This window comes from Enterococcus asini ATCC 700915 (genome assembly GCF_000407365.1).
Taxonomy (GTDB): domain Bacteria; phylum Bacillota; class Bacilli; order Lactobacillales; family Enterococcaceae; genus Enterococcus_C; species Enterococcus_C asini.
In genome coordinates, this window is record NZ_ASVU01000002.1 from 270,947 (window position 1) to 288,612 (window position 17,666).

A 17,666-nucleotide genomic window follows, 5' to 3' on the forward strand; every position below is an offset into this window, starting at 1 on the left:
TTTTTTATGGTAAAATAACCGAGATAGGAAAGGTTGTGACCATGTGGAACAAGAGATTTTTGACTTATTAGCAAAAGAATTGAAAACCTATCGCCCGCAACAGATCAAACGGGTGTTGGAATTATTACTTGGGGGCAATACGGTGCCTTTTATTGCCCGGTATCGAAAAGAAGTCACCGGGAATTTAGATGAAGTGCAGATTCGCGAAATCGAAGAGCGGTATCACTACTTAGAAAATTTGGAAAAGCGCAAAGAAGAAATCTTGCGCTTGATTGAAGAACAAGACAAGTTGACACCGGAACTGGCAGCGGCCATTAAAAAAGCCAGCAAAATGCAACAACTGGAAGACTTGTATCGTCCGTATAAACAAAAGCAGCGGACCAAAGCAACGATTGCCAAAGAACGAGGCTTGGCACCTTTGGCGAGCTGGCTGTTGTCCTTGCCTAAACAAGGAGACATAGAAAAAGAAGCGGCGAACTATGTTAACGAGGAAAAAGAAGTGCCTGATGTAGCTGCGGCTTTGGCAGGAGCCCATGAGATTTTGGCGGAGCAATTTGGCGATAATGCAACATTTCGCACGTGGATCCGTAGCTATACGGAAAATCATGGGTTGTTTGTCAGTAAGGTCAAAGACGCGGAAAAAGACGAAAAGGGCGTCTACGAGATGTACTACGACTTTAGCGAGCCGGTGAAAAAAATGGTCTCTCACCGGGTCTTGGCTAGCAACCGTGGGGAAAAAGAAGACATTTTAAAAGTTGCCATTCAAGTTCCGGAAGAAAAAATCATGGACTACTTCCATAAACAGCTGATTACTAACCCAAGTGTTACGGAATCAGCGGTGGTCGCGGCTTACGAAGATGCGTACAAACGTTTTATCGCCCCGGCCATCGAACGGGAAATTCGTGGACAGTTGACGGAAATGGCAGATGAACAAGCGATTGCGATTTTCGGGGAAAACCTGCGCAACTTGCTTTTGCAGCCCCCATTGAAAGGCAAAGTGGTCATGGGCTTTGATCCGGCTTATCGGACAGGCTGTAAGTTGGCTATATTGGATGCCACAGGGAAAGTCTTAGGCATTTCCGTGATTTATCCCCATGCTCCGGCAAATGCAAGTAAGCGGGCGGCGGCGAAAGAGCAGTTTGTGAAGTTAGTGGAACAGTACGGTGTGGACATGGTGGCCATTGGCAATGGGACCGCCAGCCGGGAATCAGAACAGTTTGTGGCAGAAGAGTTACGACGAGTATCCCGGGAAGTCTTTTACGTAATCGTCAATGAAGCCGGCGCCTCCGTGTATTCCGCCAGTGATATTGCCCGCAGTGAGTTTCCTGATTTGGCCGTGGAAGAACGCAGTGCCATTAGTATCGGGCGGCGTTTGCAAGATCCATTGGCAGAATTGGTAAAAATCGATCCCAAAGCCGTGGGTGTGGGGCAATACCAGCACGACGTTTCTCAAAAGCGCTTAGGGGAACAGTTGGATTTCGTAGTGGAAACCGTGGTCAACCAAGTCGGGGTAGATGTGAATACCGCCAGTCCGCAGTTGTTGCAACACATTTCCGGACTGAATAAAACCACCGCTCAAAATATTTTGACCTACCGAGAAGAAAACGGTGCTTTTACCACACGGACACAATTGAAAAAAGTCCCTCGTCTAGGGCCAAAAGCTTATGAACAAGCGATTGGTTTCTTACGGATTCCGGGTGGTAAGCAAGTCTTGGACAACACGGGGATTCACCCGGAAAGTTACAGTGTAGCCAAAAGTATCTTGGCTACGGCAGGCTTAAAGGAAAACGAACTGGGTACACCAATTGCAACAGAGCGCTTAAAAGCCTTGGATAGTAATTCTTTAGTGCAAGAGCTAGGCGTGGGGAAAGCTACTTTGCAAGACATTCTCAAAGCGCTCTTGCAACCGGGCCGCGACATGCGTGACGAGATGCCGGCGCCATTGTTGAGAAAAGATGTGCTTAAAATGGAAGATCTCATACCCGGGATGGAATTAAAAGGCACTGTGCGCAATGTGATTGATTTCGGCGCTTTTGTGGACATCGGCGTCAAACAAGATGGCCTCGTACACATTTCCAAACTCAGCGATCGTTTCGTAAAACATCCGAAAGACGTGGTAGCCGTGGGGGATGTGGTTACGGTTTGGGTGGAAACCGTTGACTTGAAAAAGGGCCGCATCGGTTTGACCATGGTGGAACCAAGAAAGGGCTAAAGATGACGAATCAAGAACTACAAGTCCTGGTAGAAGAGATTTCATTAGCCAGTTTTGGCCGCCCTTTTCGTCACCAAGCGGTTTTCAATGGTCGCCTGAAAACCACCGGGGGCCGTTATCACTTACAGGACCATCATCTGGATTTTAATCCGAGTCTTTTTGCCCAAGTATCGGCGGAAGTCCAGCGAGGGATCATCGTCCATGAGCTATGTCACTACCATCTTCATTTGACTAGTCGGGGTTACCGTCATCAGGACCGGGATTTTAAAGAATTGCTCGCGGCCACAAAAGGGTTACGCTACGCTCCACGATTAGCACAAGCTTCGCCCTTGTGGCACTACCGCTGTAGGAAATGTGGTCAAGAATATCAGCGGAAACGGCGACTCAATACCCAGAAGTATCGCTGTGGTCGCTGTCGTGGCGAGCTGATTTTCATCAAAAAAGGCTGACTTTTTTAAGAAAAAAGCAAGAAGCGGACCAAAAACAAGGGAAAAGGAAACTTGGTTGCACTTTTTGTTGATTTGTTAGATAATGTTGTTCGTGAATTGCAGAGTAAGCGCAGTGAATCCAAGAAAAGAGGACGACCATCAAATGACAGCTAAAGATAAACTTTACCATTTCGTCGGCATTAAAGGCTCTGGTATGAGCTCGTTGGCATTGGTTTTACATGAAAAAGGCTACAAAGTACAAGGTTCCGATGTGGAACAGTACTTCTTTACGCAACGGGATTTGGAAAAGGCGGGCATCAAGCTTTTGCCTTTTGATGCGGACAATATCCAACCAAACATGATTGTAATCGCCGGTAATGCTTTCCCTGACAGCCATCCAGAAATTGTCCGGGCAAAAGAAATCGGGGATGAAGTCATTCGCTATCACGATTTTATCGGCAAATTTATCCAAGACTATACCAGTATTGCAGTAACTGGGTCCCACGGGAAAACCAGCACCACTGGATTGTTGGCCCATGTCTTTAGTGGGGTTAGCCCAACGAGTTACTTAATTGGCGATGGCACTGGCCACGGGGTACCAGATGCGGACTTCTTCGCTTTTGAAGCCTGTGAATACCGCCGTCACTTCTTGGCGTATTCCCCAGACTATGTCATCATGACCAATATCGACTTCGACCATCCTGATTACTACCATAGTATTGAAGACGTCTTTGATGCGTTCCAATCCATGGCTAACCAAGTGAAAAAAGGCATTTTTGCTTATGGGGATGACCCTTACTTGCGGAAAATCAAAGCCGATGTGCCGATTTATTACTACGGTATCAGTGAAAACGACGACATTCGCGCCTATAATATCAAACGGACGACAAAAGGTTCTGAATTTGATGTTTCCATTAAAGGGGAATTCCTTAGTCACTTCGAATTACCAGCGTTCGGTAAACATAATATCTTAAACGCACTAGGAATCATCGGGGCGGCTCATTTAGAAGGCATCCCAATGGACGAAGTGGGAGAAGAAATGAAGAGCTTTGGCGGCGTAAAACGGCGCTTCACGGAAAAAACAGTGGCGGACATGACCATCGTGGACGACTACGCTCACCATCCAGCGGAAATCAAAGCTACCATTGATGCGGCCCGTCAAAAGTATCCGAAAAAAGAAATCATTGCCGTATTCCAACCCCATACCTTTACTCGGACCATTGCTTTAATGGACGATTTTGCGGAAGCGTTGGACTTGGCAGACCAAGTGTACTTGTGTGATATCTTTGGTTCTGCTCGGGAAACCCAAGGGGACGTGAAAATTGAAGATTTAGGGGCGAAGATCCACAAAGGCGGCCAAGTCATTAAAGAAGACAATATGTCTCCTTTATTGGACTATGAAAATGCCGTAGTCATCTTTATGGGTGCCGGGGATGTTCAAAAATTTGAACAAGCCTATGAAAAGCTATTGAGTAACACTACTCGTAACGTTTTATAAAAAGAACTCCACAGGTCAAGGCGTTTGGCGTCCTTGGCCTGTTTTGCTATCTAAACTTTGGCAAAGACTGCTAAAGACAAATAGAGAATGCTTGCACTTTTACTCGGTTTTGATAAAATTGTATGTATCAATGAAATCAGGAAATTCAGGAGGTAGCAACGTGCAGATAAATCGCAGCAAGCGGCTAGGAAAGACTTTAGAAGAAATCGAGGAAGGAGACTCGTTATCCTTAACTGAGTCGATTGAAGATAGTCAACTTCTGTTATACCTGGGATTGACCAATGATGCCAATCCACTGTACATCCAACACGATTACGCCCAAGATACAGAATACCAACGGCCAATCGTGCCTAGTGTGATGCTAATGGGCATCATCACATCCGCCATTAGTAAGCATTTACCGGGACCAGGTTCCCATGTGGTGAATTTTTCCGTGAACTTTATCGAACCGGTATATCACTATGAGACTTTGACCTTTGAGTTTGAAGTCATCAAAGTGGACAAGATGAAAGATGTGGTGACGATTTCCGTCGAGGCGGTTAATGTGGAAGACAGTCGTGTGTTAGATGCGGTAGTCATGGTGCAACCTCCTGCCAAGAAAGTGAGTGATGAACTTGAATAATTCAAATATTCGGGCGCCAAAGCCCGGTCTGAACATTACTAATATTACTGGACTGAATCGTTTTTACGCAAAAGTCTACGGGATTTTTGCCGCTGGCCTGGGGATGAGCGCCGTGAGTGCGTACCTTGGCTCCCAAGTGTTCCAAGCCCAAGTGATTTCCTTTATCCAACGGTTCCCCTTAGGAATCTGGGGTTTGTGGATTTTACAGTTGGTTTTAGTCGCCGTCATGGGGCGTAAAGCGACGAAAAATCCGGCGTTAACCATGGCTGGTTTCGTGGTTTACTCCTTATTAACCGGCTTAACCTTGTCCGTGACCTTGATGCTATACAGTGGGGCTACGGTAGTCCAAGCTTTTCTGACCGCTACCGTGACGTTTGCGGGCGCTGCCTTGGTTGGGATGTTTATCAAGCGGGACTTGAGTATGGTGGGCCGCATCGGGATGATTTTAGTCTGGGGTTTGATCATTACCATGCTGTTGAATGTCTTTTTCTTCAAGAGTAGTGGCTTGGATTTAGTCGTTTCCTTCATCGGGGTCTTGGTCTTTACCGGATTAACCGCTTATGACAATCAGATGATTAAAAACTACTACGGCCAATTCCAAAACGTGGAAAACACCGGGATTGCAACCTTTGTAGCTTTGCAGTTGTACTTGGACTTCATCAATATCTTCTTGTTCTTACTGCGAATCTTCGGCTACGACGACAATTAAAATCAAACCAAGAAAAGCCGTTTTGGAAGATGCCTTTCAAAATGGCTTTTTATTCGAACAAGAGGACGGGGGCACACTGTGAAAGCATTATTTATCTTTGACGATGGAAAAAACAGCACATTTTATCTTTATGATTTAATGAATGGGGTCAATCGCTTGATTCATTTCGCACCGGAAATTCCTTTGCAGACGATTACCTTAGGAGAACTCTATACAAGGGAACCCATTGAAAAATTCGTTGCCCACTTTGCCGGGGCCTTTAGTATTGAGGTTAAAAAATACTTAGTCATGGAAAAAGCAGAAGGTCTGGCTTTGGTGAGAAATAGCGGCTTAGCCAGTGATGGGAAATTTCATGTGACCAATCCCACGAGCTTTACCGCTTGTAAGAATCAAAAGCGCTATGAAGAGGGGGATTTGGCCCTCACACCGGAGGAAATCGACGCCTATATCAGCTGGCAAATTGACGATGATGGTAGTTTTGGGGTTTTCACCAGACAAGAAGACGTGATTCGCCTTATGCGTAGAAAACTCGTTACGCCTCGTTTGTCCATGGTGACAAAGCATGCGGGGAAGGTCAGCAACTACACGAAGACGAATTTGAACCTAAAGGATTTACTGAAGATGGGCAGTGGTTATTTGGCGAAAGGGGATGCTCCCATGAAAAAGCAGACGGTTCCCACACTGGGCACCTTTGAACTGAGTCAAGAACAGCCCTATCGCTTAGTCCGGATCGAATGGGCAGAAAACCCTGTGCAGCTTCGGGCACCATTACGTTAAGAAGAACCTAAGGAGTGTGTTTGGCTCCTTTTTTTGTTAGAATGAAGCAGAAGACTCAGGTTTTTGCGAGTCAGTCCCAGGAGATAGGAGTAAACAAATGAAGAAAAAATTATTATTAATCGACGGCAATAGCGTGGCGTTTCGAGCCTTTTTTGCTTTGCACAATTCCCTAGAACGCTTTAAAAATGCCAATGGTCTGCACACCAATGCCATCTACGCTTTTCACAACATGTTTGACAACGTGATGAAATTGGAAGAGCCCACGCATGTTTTAGTCGCTTTTGATGCGGGAAAGACCACTTTTCGCACGGAACTTTACGAAGAGTACAAAGGAGGACGGGCGAAAACTCCTTCCGAATTTCGGGAGCAGTTGCCCTTTATTCGGGAATTAATCCACAATCTTGGGGTTAAAACCTATGAACTACCAAACTATGAAGCCGACGATATCATCGGTACGTTGGCTACGGAAGCCAAAGACCAATATGAAGTGGTCATTCTCTCAGGGGACCGGGACTTGTTGCAATTGGTTTCTGATGATGTCACCGTGGATATCACGGTCAAAGGGGTTAGCGAGATTGAAGTCTATACGCCGGAGAAAGTGGCAGAGCGTTATGACGGCTTGACTCCTGCCCAAGTGGTGGACTTGAAAGGATTGGCCGGAGATACTTCTGACAATATCCCCGGGGTGACCAAAGTCGGGGAAAAGACCGCTATTAAGCTTTTAAAAGAGTACGATACGGTGGAAGGCGTCTACGAACACGTGGACGAGATGAAGAAGAGCAAGTTGAAGGAAAACTTGCAAAATGACCGTGATATCGCCTTTTTATCCAAAGAATTGGCGACGATTAACCGCAAAGCACCGGTGACGATTAAACTAGAGGATTTGGCGTATCAAGGCAAAGACTTGGAGCGGTTAATTCCTTTTTACCAAGAGATGAACTTCAAGAGCTTCTTGGACAAGTTGAATGTAACCGAAGAAGTTCCTGAGATGGAGGATATCTTATTTGAAGTGGTGCGGGAGTTTACTCCGGAGATGTTCACCGATGATATGGCCCTTTACGTGGAGATGCTCGGGGAAAACTATCACACGGAAGCGATTCAAGGAGTCGCTTGGGGCACATCTGAGAAAATCTATGTTACCGACGAGTTGGCCTTATTTGAAAATGAACATTTTGTAAATTGGCTGGCCCAAGGAAAAAACAAAAAAGTTTTCGATGCCAAACGTACCTACGTAGCCTTGAATCGCTATTGTGAGAAAAAACTGGCCGGGGTACATTTTGATGTTTTACTAGCGGCGTATTTGCTGGATACAAACGACAATAGTAACGACATCGCCGGAGTTGCACGTCAATACGACTATCAAGAAATTCAGTCTGACGAAGCGATCTATGGCAAAGGTGCCAAGAAAGGACTTCCGGAAGACGAAGAGACTTTCTTTGCTCACCTTGCCCGGAAAATTAAAGGAATTCACTGGCTTAGCCAACGCCTAGACGAAGATTTGGCGGCTAAAGACCAGAGCAAGCTTTTCTATGATATGGAATTGCCCTTGTCCTTTATTTTAGGGGATATGGAAATCGCCGGAATCACCGTGGATCCTACTCGCTTGCATCAAATGAAAGGCGACTTCTCCAAGCGCCTGCAAGAAATCGAGAAGAAGATTTACGCAGAGGCCGGGGAAGAGTTTAATATCAATTCACCGAAGCAATTAGGGGTGATTCTCTTTGAAAAGATGGGCTTACCGGTGATTAAAAAGACGAAAACCGGCTATTCTACCGCGGTGGATGTGCTGGAACAATTACGGGAACAAGCACCAATCGTGGATGATATCTTAAACTATCGCCAAATCGCCAAAATCCAATCCACGTATGTAGAGGGGCTTTTGCGGGTAATTGCCAATGATGGCAAGGTTCACACCCGTTACGTGCAAACTTTGACACAAACCGGACGCTTAAGCTCTGTGGATCCCAACTTGCAAAATATCCCGATTCGACTGGAAGAAGGTCGGCAGATTCGGGCCGCGTTTGTTCCGCGACACAAGGATTGGTTGATTTATTCATCCGACTATTCGCAAATCGAGTTACGGGTCTTGGCTCACATTTCGCAGGATGAACACTTACGGGCCGCCTTTATTGAAGGACAAGATATCCATGCTTCCACGGCCATGCGGGTCTTTGGTATTGAAAAGGCGGAAGATGTAACGCCAAATATGCGCCGGCAAGCCAAAGCCGTGAACTTTGGGATTGTTTACGGGATTTCCGATTACGGCCTGTCCCAAAATCTCGGCATCACGCGTAAAGCTGCCCAACAATATATCGATACCTATTTTGAAAAGTATCCTGGTGTGAAAAATTACATGGAAGAAATCGTACGAGAAGCCAAGGAACAAGGCTTTGTGGAGACTTTGTATCATCGCCGGCGTTATTTGCCAGAGATTAATTCCCGAAACTTTAACTTGCGCAGTTTTGCAGAGCGCACGGCGATTAATACCCCGATTCAAGGGAGCGCCGCGGATATTCTCAAAATCGCCATGATTGAACTGAATCAACGAATGAAAGAAGAAGGCCTTGAAGCGGTAATGCTTTTGCAAGTCCACGATGAACTGGTCTTTGAAGTGCCGGAAAGTGAACTGGAAACACTGGACAAACTCGTGAAGGAAGTCATGGAGCACGCGGTTTCCTTAGAAGTGCCACTGATTACAGACTCTTCTTGGGGCGCGACTTGGTACGAAGCTAAATAACAACTTTTACTAGTCCAATCAATGGTAACACCAACGTTTTAAAGGCCGGGCTTGTCCTGGCCTTTCTTTCATCGTCTCACCCAGATTTGTAAGGGATACAAAGGGAGACGAATCGGATTTTATGTTAGGAGGAAACCAAATGCCAGAATTACCAGAAGTCGAAACCGTCCGCCGTGGCTTGTCTCAATTGGTGGTGGGCAAAACCATTAAGCGGGTAGTGGTTCGCTGGCCGAGAATCATCGAAACCCCAGAAGTCTCGGTGTTTTGCCAAGAGTTAGTGGGACAAATAATCGAGGCGGTTAACCGGCGAGGGAAGTATTTAATTTTTCAACTGACGGACTATGATATGGTGAGCCATTTGAGAATGGAGGGCAAGTACGAGTACTTTGCGCAAGACTCACTGGGGGCAAGCAGCCAGGCGCAAGTGAGTGAGGCATACTCCGGAAGTATCTCCCCGGAAGAGTTAGGGGAGTACTTTGCGCAAGACGAGCTAGGGGCATTTCCGGTGACCAAGCATACCCATGTGCTGTTCTTTTTCACGGATGGGAGCCAGTTGCAATATCGGGATGTGCGTAAGTTCGGCCGGATGGCGCTGATTCCCAAAGGCACGGCTAAGGAGTACAAAGGCATTACGCGTTTAGGACCAGAACCATTGCCAGAGGAATTCACCTTAGCAGATTTTAAAGCCGGATTGTTGAAATCACACAAGGCGATTAAACCCTTGCTACTAGATCAACGTCTGGTCACGGGGCTAGGAAATATCTATGTGGACGAGGCCTTGTGGCAGGCAAAAATCCACCCGGAACAACCGAGTAATACCTTAACCGACGGAGAAATCGCTACTTTGCGATTGGCGATTTTGGATGTGTTGCAGCGGGCGGTCTCCGCTGGTGGGACGACGATTCGGACGTATCTCAATGCCTTAGGGGAGGCAGGAAAATTCCAACTTTCACTGAACGTCTATGGTCAGACGGGCAAGCCTTGTCCTCGTTGTGGCACCCCGATCGAAAAAATCAAAGTAGCACAACGGGGCACTCATTTTTGCCCGACTTGTCAAAAATTGCGTCAGCGTAAAGCTCGCATTTTGCGAAAGGTGGGGAAATAATGGCTTTTATCTTAGGTGTCACGGGAGGCATTGCCACCGGAAAAAGCACTGTGGTGGATGTTTTTCGCAAGGCCGGTGTGCCTATTGTGGACGGAGATTTGATAGCTCGAGAAATCGTAGAACCAGGACAGCCGGCACTAAAGGCTTTGGTGGCAGCTTTTGGGGAGGAAATCTTAACCGAAGACCGCTTGAATCGTAAAAAACTCGGTGAAATCGTCTTTAATGACCCAGCCAAACGCCAACTGTTGGATCGTTTGCTAGATGGCTATTTGCGTGGGGCGATCACCGATCAGATCAAGGATGCGGTAAAAAGGGCTCCTTTAGTGGTAGCGGATATTCCTTTGCTGTATGAAGCAGATTATCAGCAGTATATGGATCAAGTGGCAGTGGTTTACATCCCGAAAGAACTCCAATTGACCCGGCTAATGCAGCGGGATCACTTAACGAAAGAAGCCGCCTTACAGCGGATGAAAAGTCAGCTATCCATTGAAGAAAAACGCCAAAAGGCCGACTTTCTCTTTGACAATCAAGGCACTCGGGAAGAAACACGGCAACAAGTTTTGCGCTGGTTAGCAGAAAAGGGTTTTTCCCAAGACTAAAAAACAAATCATAAAAATGAAACCGGGGCCCTCCAAAGCGGAGCGGTCGCGGTTTTTCAGGCGATAGTCCACACTTCTGATAACATTTCTGTTATAATTAGCCTAGATTCACCTGTCTGGACCACCTGGGTTCATACAGGGAAGAAATCCTTGATAGAAAAGAGGTTAGAGCTATGCGCTGTCCAAAATGTCACCACAATTCCAGTCGCGTAATCGATAGTCGTCAAACCGATGATGGTCGGACCATTCGCCGTCGTCGTGAATGTGAAAACTGTGGCTTTCGTTTTACCACCTTTGAACGAATCGAAGAAACGCCTTTACTTGTCATCAAAAAAGACGGCAAGCGGGAAGAATTTAGTCGAGATAAAATCTTACGAGGGCTGATTCGCTCGGCGGAAAAACGTCCCGTAGCCATGGAACAGATGGAACAAATCGTGGACCATGTGGAAGCTCGGGTGCGGGCTTTAGGGGAAAATGAAGTCTCTACCAATCTGATTGGGGAATATGTCATGGAAGACTTAAAAGATGTGGATGAAATCTCCTACATCCGGTTTGCTAGCGTCTATCGTCAGTTTAAAGACATGTCGGTCTTTTTAAAGGAACTTCAAGAAATCGTCGAAAAAGCCAACGAACCGGAAGATGAAGCGAAGAAATAGCGACATTGACGATTTAATCAGCGAATTACAGGAAACAAAGAGGAAGTAGAGGAACACGAGTGGAGAACAAGGAACTCAAGCCAAAAGACGTCTATCGTCCCATTAAAGCTCGTCCTTTGACCAGTGGTGGCGAGCAGGCTTTGTATTATCTATACCAGCCCATTACCGGCTCAGATGCGATTGCGGTGTATTTTACCCTTTTAGGAGACGGGGAAGACCCAAAGCAAGCAGACTATTTGCATATTGATGCTTTGAATGCCTTGGACATGGGTTTACCTCGGTTTATTGCAGCTCGCAAGCGTCTGGAAGGAATCGGCTTGTTAAAAGTCTATGTAAAAGACGATCCTGACTTAGGGCAGTCGTACTTGTATGAGCTTTTGGAACCGGCTGCTCCCAGTGAATTTTTCCAAGAAGAGACCTTGGCTTTGTTACTATTGCACAAGGTTTCGGAGTTTAAATTTAAGCAGTTGGCTCAGCGTTTTGCCCCGAAAGCGGTGGAGCGTCAAGGCTATCAAGAAGTCACCAGTCGGTTCGCCCAAGTTTACGGGCAATTGGATGTGACCAGTGAAGTGGCTTTAGTAGAGGCGGAAACTGGCGCTTATCAAGAAGTCACCGATGAGGCCACTCTCAAAGTGGACTTGTCTGGTTTGGACTGGCAGTTTATGCAAGACTTCGGGGAGAAAAAATACATCGATCCGGCTCTTTATACGAAAGAGCTGCGAGAGAAGTTGACTTTTTATCACGAATTTTTTGGGTATACGGAATTGGAATTGGTGGAGCTAGTGGCACAAGCTGTTTCCTTAGAGACCGGGGAGCTTTCTTACAAAGAGTTGGAGAAACTTGCCCAAGCAAAGAGCCAGCTACCAAAAGAACAAAAAGCAGAAACCACAAAAGAAGCACCGGAACAAGCTTTGCGTCGGAAAAATGCTTTCTTATCCCAAGGGTATACCGAGGAAGATTGGCAAGCCGTGGAAGCGGCGGAAGCTTATCCACCTATGAAATACTTGCAAGCTTTGAAAAAAGCCAAGCGGAGTTTTGTGACGAAAAACGAAGAATGGTTGCTAAAAGATTTGGTGGAAAAATCACCATTGCCTAATCCGGTAATCAATCAGCTGTTAAACTACGTCTTAGTGGATCAAAACAAAAGTGATTTAAATGCCCGCTTGGTCAACACCATTGCCACGGACTGGTCGGAGAAACAGCTGAAAACAGCCATCGACGCCATCCAATATGTCCGGCAACGAAAAATCGAACAAAAAGAGCAACAAACCCAGAAACAAACAAAGCAAAAACAAGGAACTAATCGTTACAATCGACCGCAGAAACAAGAAACCTTGGAAGATTGGACGAAATATACAGTGAAACCGGCGGACCCAGCCTTAGAAGCCGAATTGGATCGCCAATTGAAGGAATTTTATCAGGAAGAAGGTGACAAGTAATGGAAGACGTGGGCAAAAACTTAAAGAAGATTATGAATCGGGGCAATTACCAAGCCCGCTATGAAGAGATGATGACTCAAGTGTTGGCGGACCCTGATGTACAGGCTTTTTTAGCAGAAAATGCCGACAAACTTACGGAAGAAGACATCGTCAGAAGCTATTCCAAGCTGTACGAGTTCGTTAAAGAAAAGCAAAAATTTCGGGTTCAAGACGCTACCATGCTAGCTCCGGGGTATGAACCTCAGTTGACCTTGAACTATCACTATGTGGATGTGGCTTACGTCCCAACGGATGAATTATTGAAGCGCCGAGAACAAGAAGAAATTCGCCAGCGCATTCAAACTTATGACATCCCGAAAGACGTGCGTCATGCCATGATGAAGACTGTTCACCGAACACCGGAACGAACTCAGATCATCCTGGAAATCTTGCAATTCGTGAAAGAGTACGCGGCAAGTCCCCAAGAATTTCATAAAGGCTTGTATTTAGCCGGCGACGTGGGCCGGGGCAAGACCTATCTGCTTGGTGCCATGGCAAATGAACTGGCCCAACGAGGATTTCAAACCATGTTGGTGCATTACCCGACATTTTCCTACAATGTGAAACGAAGCATTGCGGATAATAGCGTCAATGAAAAAATCGATCCCGTGAAAAAAGCACCCATTCTAGTATTAGATGATGTGGGGGCGGATGCCATTACTTCTTGGACCCGGGACGAGGTCTTTGGCGTGATCTTGCAGTACCGCATGCAAGAAGAGTTGCCGACCTTTTTTACATCCAATATGACCATGGAAAGTTTGGAGAAGTTCTTAACATTGACGCGAGATGGAGACGAGCCTTTAAAAGCCAAGCGAATCATGGAACGGATCCGTTATCTTTCCAAAGAAGCGGTCTTGCAAGGGCCTAATCTGCGCAATCCTTAAGTGAGAAAGGAAGAAATGAAATGACCTTTACCGCTGTACTAGAACGTCTGGTAACAGAAGAAACAGGTTATCGTTTGTTTTTAAAAGAAATCGAACCGAAAGATGAGGAAATGCCCGCATTTATGCAAGGGGTCATTTTAAATGCTCGACTGGATCAAGTGGCAGAAGCTGACATTGCAGCTCTGGATCCTGGAGTTCGCCTAGAGGTCGACTTGGTGGCACAGCCCATCATGACCATGTCTTTGCCCCCGCAAATTCCCGGGAACAGCATCCTGGCGATTCACCTTGCCGAAGCGTAAAATCAAGAGGTGAGGACTTGTCCTGCCTCTTTTCTTTTGGCAATAAGTAGACAGAAATTCACGAAACACAAGGAGTAGTTGTATGAATGAACATGTTTTATCAAAGCGTCTAAGCGTAGTGGGCCAAGAAGTGCCTCAAGGAGCTCGTTTGGCGGATATCGGGTCAGACCACGCTTATTTACCTGTGGCTTTAATGCTAGCGGGAAAAATCGATTTTGCTGTGGCTGGAGAAGTCGTGAAGGGGCCTTTTGAATCGGCCAAAGCTCAAGTGGAGAAAAGTGGCCTAAGTGAAAAAATCATGGTGCGTTTAGCAGATGGCATGGCCGCGGTACAGGAAGCAGATGCCATTGATACGGTCACGATTGCCGGTATGGGGGGCACATTGATTGCTCAGATTTTGGCTGGAGGTAAAGTCGGTGGGCAATTAAAAGGCACTGAACGCCTCGTCTTGCAACCAAATGTGGGAGAGCCTCAAGTTCGTCTTTGGTTATTAGACAATGGCTATGAAATTATCACCGAGCATATTTTAGAAGAAAATGATAAGCGCTATGAAATCATCGTGGCGGAACCTTGTAAAGGGGACAAACAGCTTTCCTACACACAAGACGAGCTGTTTTTCGGGCCATTTTTAATGAAAGAAAAGAGTCCGGTCTTTTTAGCGAAATGGCAACAAGAAGCAGAACAGCTACGTCGTGTATTGCAACAGTTGCAACAAGCAACCACGCCCCAAGAGGCTAAAGTCGCCGAATTGACCCTTGAATTGCAACGAATTGAAGCACTTTTAGCCCAGTAGTAATGGGTTTTTAGGAAAGAGAGGAGCAAGGAGTATGGCAGTGAATGGTAAGACCTTCATTCGCCGGTTCGAGGAGTATTGTCCTTTGTGGCTGGCCGAAGAAGGAGATCCCGTGGGACTTCACATTGGGACTTTGGACAAACCGTTGAAAAAAATCATGATGACCTTGGATGTGCGACCGGAAGTGGTAGAAGAAGCGAAAGCCAAACAGGTGGACCTTTTGATTGCCAAACATCCCCCGATTTTTCGTCCGATTAAACGCTTGACCGCCGATGATCCCCAAAATCGCATGTACATGGAACTGGTGAAGCATGACATCGCCGTCTATGCCGCTCATACGAACATGGACATCATCTGGGATGGACTAAATGACTGGTTCTGTGAGATGTTAGACGTGTCGGTTTCAGGCTTTTTGACCCGGACTCATGTGGACAAGCTAAAAAAATTAGTAGTCTATGTGCCGGAAGCAAATGCAGAGACTTTGCGTCAGGCTTTAGGGGATGCCGGTGCGGGAAAACAAGGGAATTACCATCATACTTCTTTTACCAGTCAAGGAGAAGGGCGTTTTACCCCGACTGCGGCGGCCCAGCCTTATTTGGGAAGTGCGGATAAAGCAGAAGTCGTCTCCGAAGCTCGAGTGGAAGTCTTGTATCGAGAACATCAGGAGCAAGCCGTTTTGGCCGCTTTATTTGCCAATCATCCTTACGAAGAGCCGGCCTTTGATCTTTTGTCCTTAGACAATGAACCGGTACGATATGGTCTAGGTCGGGTGGGAGAGTTAGCTGCTCCACTGCCCCTGTCCCAGTTTGTTCAGCGAGTGAAGACAGTCTTTGAGTTAGATGGTTTGCGCCTGATTCAACCTGAGTCTGGAGCGGACCCCTTGGTTCAAAAAATCGCCATTTGTGGTGGCAGCGGCGCCGGTTTTTATCCAGATGCCGTGGCCCAAGGCGCCGATGTGTACTTGACTGGGGACGTGAGTTATCATACTGCCCACGATATGCAAGCGCATGGCTTGACGGTAATCGATCCAGGGCATAACATTGAACGTGTGTGTATCCCACGCTTCGTCGAAAAGATGCAGGCGTGGCAACGGGAGCTCGATTGGGACGTGGAAATCATTCCTTCCACGACAAATACCAATCCCTTCCAATATAAATAGGAGGAATCAAGATGTACGAAAACTTATTACCCCGCTTTTTGAAGTACGTGAAAACAGAAACTCGCTCGGATGCCACTAGCACTAGCACGCCATCTACAGCGACTCAAGTGGCTTTTGCCCATGAGTTGGAACAAGAGATGAAAGACCTTGGTTTACAAGATGTCATCTACAATGCTGAAAATGGTTTTGTAATGGGAACTTTGCCAAGCAATACGGATAAAGATGTGCGCACCATTGGCTTTATTTCCCACATGGATACAGCCGACTTCAATGCGGAAAACGTCAACCCACAAATCATCGAAAATTACGATGGCGCTTCTACGATTAATTTGGATAAAGAAGGCAAGTACACCTTGAACACCAAGGACTTTCCTAATTTGAAAAATTATACTGGCCAAACTTTGATCACAACAGATGGTTCGACTCTTTTAGGTGCAGACGACAAATCTGGGATTGCAGAAATCATGACGGCTATGGAAATCTTGGTTAAAAATCCTGAAATCAAACACGGGGAAATCAAAGTCGCTTTCGGTCCTGATGAAGAAATCGGCACTGGCGCAGACAAATTCGACGTGACTCAATTCGGCGCTGATTTTGCTTACACAATGGACGGTGGTCCTGTGGGCGAATTGCAATTTGAAACCTTCAACGCTGCCCAAGCAGAAATCACAATTGAAGGAAAGAACGTTCACCCAGGTACTGCCAAAAATACTATGATCAATGCCATTCAATTGGCCATTGATTTCCAAAACGCTTTGCCACAAGATGAAGTTCCTGAAAAAACAGACGGTCGGGAAGGGTTCTATCACTTATTGGCCATTGAAGGCACACCGGATGCAGCCAAAATGACTTACATCATTCGGGACCACGATCGCCAAACCTTTGAAGATCGCAAAGGGAAGATCCAAGCCGTAGCAGATCAAATCAACGCTCAGTTCGATCATCCTCGGGTGAATGTGGACATGTTTGATCAATACTACAACATGAAAGAAGTCATCGAAAAAGACATGAGTATCGTTGAATTGGCGAAAAACGCCATGGTTTCCTTGGAAATCGCCCCTGCCATTGAACCAGTTCGTGGCGGTACAGACGGCTCAAAACTTTCTTACATGGGCTTGCCAACGCCAAACATCTTTGCCGGTGGCGAAAACATGCACGGTCGCTTTGAATTTGTTTCCTTGCAAGCCATGGAAAAAGCGACAGATGTTATCGTTAAAATCGCGGAACTAAACGCACTGTAAGAATCAATCGCTATTTAAAACCGTCGTCCATGTGGGCGACGGTTTTTTTGCTGTTATGAAGTCTTAGCATCACTAAATCCAGAACTTTTTGACTTTTTTGTGGACTTTTGATGAATCTCTTTTCTTTAGACTTTACGGACCGGACTTCCTTGGGGTATCCTTAAAAGATGAATGGAGGAAGCGCCATGTTTGATTTTTTAAAGAATCATTTGATTACGGTGTACCTTATAGTGGTCAATCTCAGCCTCTTTGCTTTAATGGGATTGGACAAGTTGAAAGCAAAGATGAATAGCTGGCGAATCTCGGAAAAAACGCTACTGCTTTTAGGCTTAGCCGGTGGAGGAATTGGAGGCTTATTGGGCCAACGAATCTTTCATCATAAAACACAGAAATATTATTTTACGATTTGCTTTTTAATCGGCATCGTGATTAGTTTGTTCTTATTATTTTATTTGCGTTAATCTAGGGC

Annotated in this window: 17 protein-coding genes; all 17 read left to right on the top strand. The window is 46.1% G+C overall.

Features of this window, described 5'->3' with window-relative positions:
* The first annotated feature begins 43 nt into the window (after window positions 1-43).
* The 17 genes from I579_RS11190 (at window position 44) to I579_RS11270 (ending at window position 17,658) form a co-directional block, all read left to right on the top strand.
* Complete coding sequence (locus I579_RS11190; RefSeq protein ID WP_010753514.1) at window positions 44-2,212, top strand: Tex family protein; 2,169 nt, start codon at window positions 44-46, stop codon at window positions 2,210-2,212.
* Window positions 2,213-2,214: 2 nt separating this feature from the next.
* Window positions 2,215-2,661: a SprT family protein gene (locus tag I579_RS11195; protein WP_010753515.1), complete on the top strand. Its 447-nt coding sequence runs from the start codon at window positions 2,215-2,217 to the stop codon at window positions 2,659-2,661.
* 142 nt (window positions 2,662-2,803) lie between these two features.
* Window positions 2,804-4,138, top strand: coding sequence for a UDP-N-acetylmuramate--L-alanine ligase (gene murC / locus I579_RS11200; protein WP_010753516.1), 1,335 nt, complete (start codon window positions 2,804-2,806; stop codon window positions 4,136-4,138).
* Between the two features lie 130 nt (window positions 4,139-4,268).
* Window positions 4,269-4,760, top strand: coding sequence for a MaoC family dehydratase (locus I579_RS11205; RefSeq protein WP_202912652.1), 492 nt, complete (start codon window positions 4,269-4,271; stop codon window positions 4,758-4,760).
* Window positions 4,747-5,469 carry a Bax inhibitor-1/YccA family protein gene (locus I579_RS11210; protein WP_010753518.1) on the top strand — a complete coding sequence of 241 codons (723 nt, stop codon included), beginning with the start codon at window positions 4,747-4,749 and terminating at the stop codon, window positions 5,467-5,469. Before I579_RS11205 ends, I579_RS11210 begins: the two co-directional genes overlap by 14 nt.
* Before the next feature lie 78 nt (window positions 5,470-5,547).
* Window positions 5,548-6,246: an LCP family protein gene (locus I579_RS11215; protein WP_010753519.1), complete on the top strand. Its 699-nt coding sequence runs from the start codon at window positions 5,548-5,550 to the stop codon at window positions 6,244-6,246.
* Between the two features lie 97 nt (window positions 6,247-6,343).
* Entirely contained in the window at window positions 6,344-8,983 is a 2,640-nt protein-coding gene (gene polA / locus I579_RS11220; RefSeq protein ID WP_010753520.1) for a DNA polymerase I, read from the top strand.
* 139 nt (window positions 8,984-9,122) lie between these two features.
* The gene (gene mutM / locus I579_RS11225) at window positions 9,123-10,088 is read left to right on the top strand and encodes a DNA-formamidopyrimidine glycosylase (RefSeq protein WP_010753521.1); all 966 of its coding nucleotides are present in this window, start codon (window positions 9,123-9,125) and stop codon (window positions 10,086-10,088) included.
* Window positions 10,088-10,687 carry a dephospho-CoA kinase gene (coaE, locus tag I579_RS11230; protein ID WP_010753522.1) on the top strand — a complete coding sequence of 200 codons (600 nt, stop codon included), beginning with the start codon at window positions 10,088-10,090 and terminating at the stop codon, window positions 10,685-10,687. The genes mutM and coaE overlap by 1 nt, the downstream gene beginning before the upstream one ends.
* Before the next feature lie 173 nt (window positions 10,688-10,860).
* Window positions 10,861-11,343: a transcriptional regulator NrdR gene (gene nrdR / locus I579_RS11235; protein WP_010753523.1), complete on the top strand. Its 483-nt coding sequence runs from the start codon at window positions 10,861-10,863 to the stop codon at window positions 11,341-11,343.
* A gap of 59 nt (window positions 11,344-11,402) precedes the next feature.
* Window positions 11,403-12,782: a replication initiation and membrane attachment family protein gene (locus tag I579_RS11240; protein ID WP_010753524.1), complete on the top strand. Its 1,380-nt coding sequence runs from the start codon at window positions 11,403-11,405 to the stop codon at window positions 12,780-12,782.
* A complete protein-coding gene (gene dnaI / locus I579_RS11245) occupies window positions 12,782-13,705 on the top strand; it encodes a primosomal protein DnaI (RefSeq protein WP_010753525.1) in 924 nt (307 codons plus the stop codon). The genes I579_RS11240 and dnaI overlap by 1 nt, the downstream gene beginning before the upstream one ends.
* 20 nt (window positions 13,706-13,725) lie before the next feature.
* Window positions 13,726-14,004 (top strand): hypothetical protein, encoded by a 279-nt coding sequence (locus I579_RS11250; protein ID WP_010753526.1) that lies wholly within the window; start codon window positions 13,726-13,728, stop codon window positions 14,002-14,004.
* Window positions 14,005-14,086: 82 nt separating this feature from the next.
* Window positions 14,087-14,797, top strand: coding sequence for a tRNA (adenine(22)-N(1))-methyltransferase (locus I579_RS11255; RefSeq protein ID WP_010753527.1), 711 nt, complete (start codon window positions 14,087-14,089; stop codon window positions 14,795-14,797).
* 34 nt (window positions 14,798-14,831) lie between these two features.
* A complete protein-coding gene (locus I579_RS11260; RefSeq protein WP_010753528.1) occupies window positions 14,832-15,956 on the top strand; it encodes a Nif3-like dinuclear metal center hexameric protein in 1,125 nt (374 codons plus the stop codon).
* A gap of 11 nt (window positions 15,957-15,967) precedes the next feature.
* On the top strand, window positions 15,968-17,197 hold the full coding sequence (pepT, locus tag I579_RS11265) for a peptidase T (RefSeq protein ID WP_010753529.1): 1,230 nt from the start codon (window positions 15,968-15,970) through the stop codon (window positions 17,195-17,197).
* 185 nt (window positions 17,198-17,382) lie between these two features.
* Complete coding sequence (locus I579_RS11270) at window positions 17,383-17,658, top strand: DUF1294 domain-containing protein (RefSeq protein WP_010753530.1); 276 nt, start codon at window positions 17,383-17,385, stop codon at window positions 17,656-17,658.
* The last annotated feature ends 8 nt before the right edge of the window (window positions 17,659-17,666 follow it).

What these genes read in the sequence shown, in the direction of transcription:
- I579_RS11255 (WP_010753527.1), top strand. Translation starts at nt 14,087, where the DNA reads ATGAATGAACATGTTTTATCAAAGCGTCTAAGCGTAGTGGGCCAAGAA.
- dnaI (WP_010753525.1), top strand. Translation starts at nt 12,782, where the DNA reads ATGGAAGACGTGGGCAAAAACTTAAAGAAGATTATGAATCGGGGCAAT.
- I579_RS11205 (WP_202912652.1), top strand. Translation starts at nt 4,269, where the DNA reads ATGAAATCAGGAAATTCAGGAGGTAGCAACGTGCAGATAAATCGCAGC.
- I579_RS11210 (WP_010753518.1), top strand. Translation starts at nt 4,747, where the DNA reads ATGAACTTGAATAATTCAAATATTCGGGCGCCAAAGCCCGGTCTGAAC.
- murC (WP_010753516.1), top strand. Translation starts at nt 2,804, where the DNA reads ATGACAGCTAAAGATAAACTTTACCATTTCGTCGGCATTAAAGGCTCT.
- I579_RS11250 (WP_010753526.1), top strand. Translation starts at nt 13,726, where the DNA reads ATGACCTTTACCGCTGTACTAGAACGTCTGGTAACAGAAGAAACAGGT.
- I579_RS11260 (WP_010753528.1), top strand. Translation starts at nt 14,832, where the DNA reads ATGGCAGTGAATGGTAAGACCTTCATTCGCCGGTTCGAGGAGTATTGT.
- coaE (WP_010753522.1), top strand. Translation starts at nt 10,088, where the DNA reads ATGGCTTTTATCTTAGGTGTCACGGGAGGCATTGCCACCGGAAAAAGC.
- I579_RS11195 (WP_010753515.1), top strand. Translation starts at nt 2,215, where the DNA reads ATGACGAATCAAGAACTACAAGTCCTGGTAGAAGAGATTTCATTAGCC.
- mutM (WP_010753521.1), top strand. Translation starts at nt 9,123, where the DNA reads ATGCCAGAATTACCAGAAGTCGAAACCGTCCGCCGTGGCTTGTCTCAA.
- I579_RS11270 (WP_010753530.1), top strand. Translation starts at nt 17,383, where the DNA reads ATGTTTGATTTTTTAAAGAATCATTTGATTACGGTGTACCTTATAGTG.
- pepT (WP_010753529.1), top strand. Translation starts at nt 15,968, where the DNA reads ATGTACGAAAACTTATTACCCCGCTTTTTGAAGTACGTGAAAACAGAA.
- polA (WP_010753520.1), top strand. Translation starts at nt 6,344, where the DNA reads ATGAAGAAAAAATTATTATTAATCGACGGCAATAGCGTGGCGTTTCGA.
- nrdR (WP_010753523.1), top strand. Translation starts at nt 10,861, where the DNA reads ATGCGCTGTCCAAAATGTCACCACAATTCCAGTCGCGTAATCGATAGT.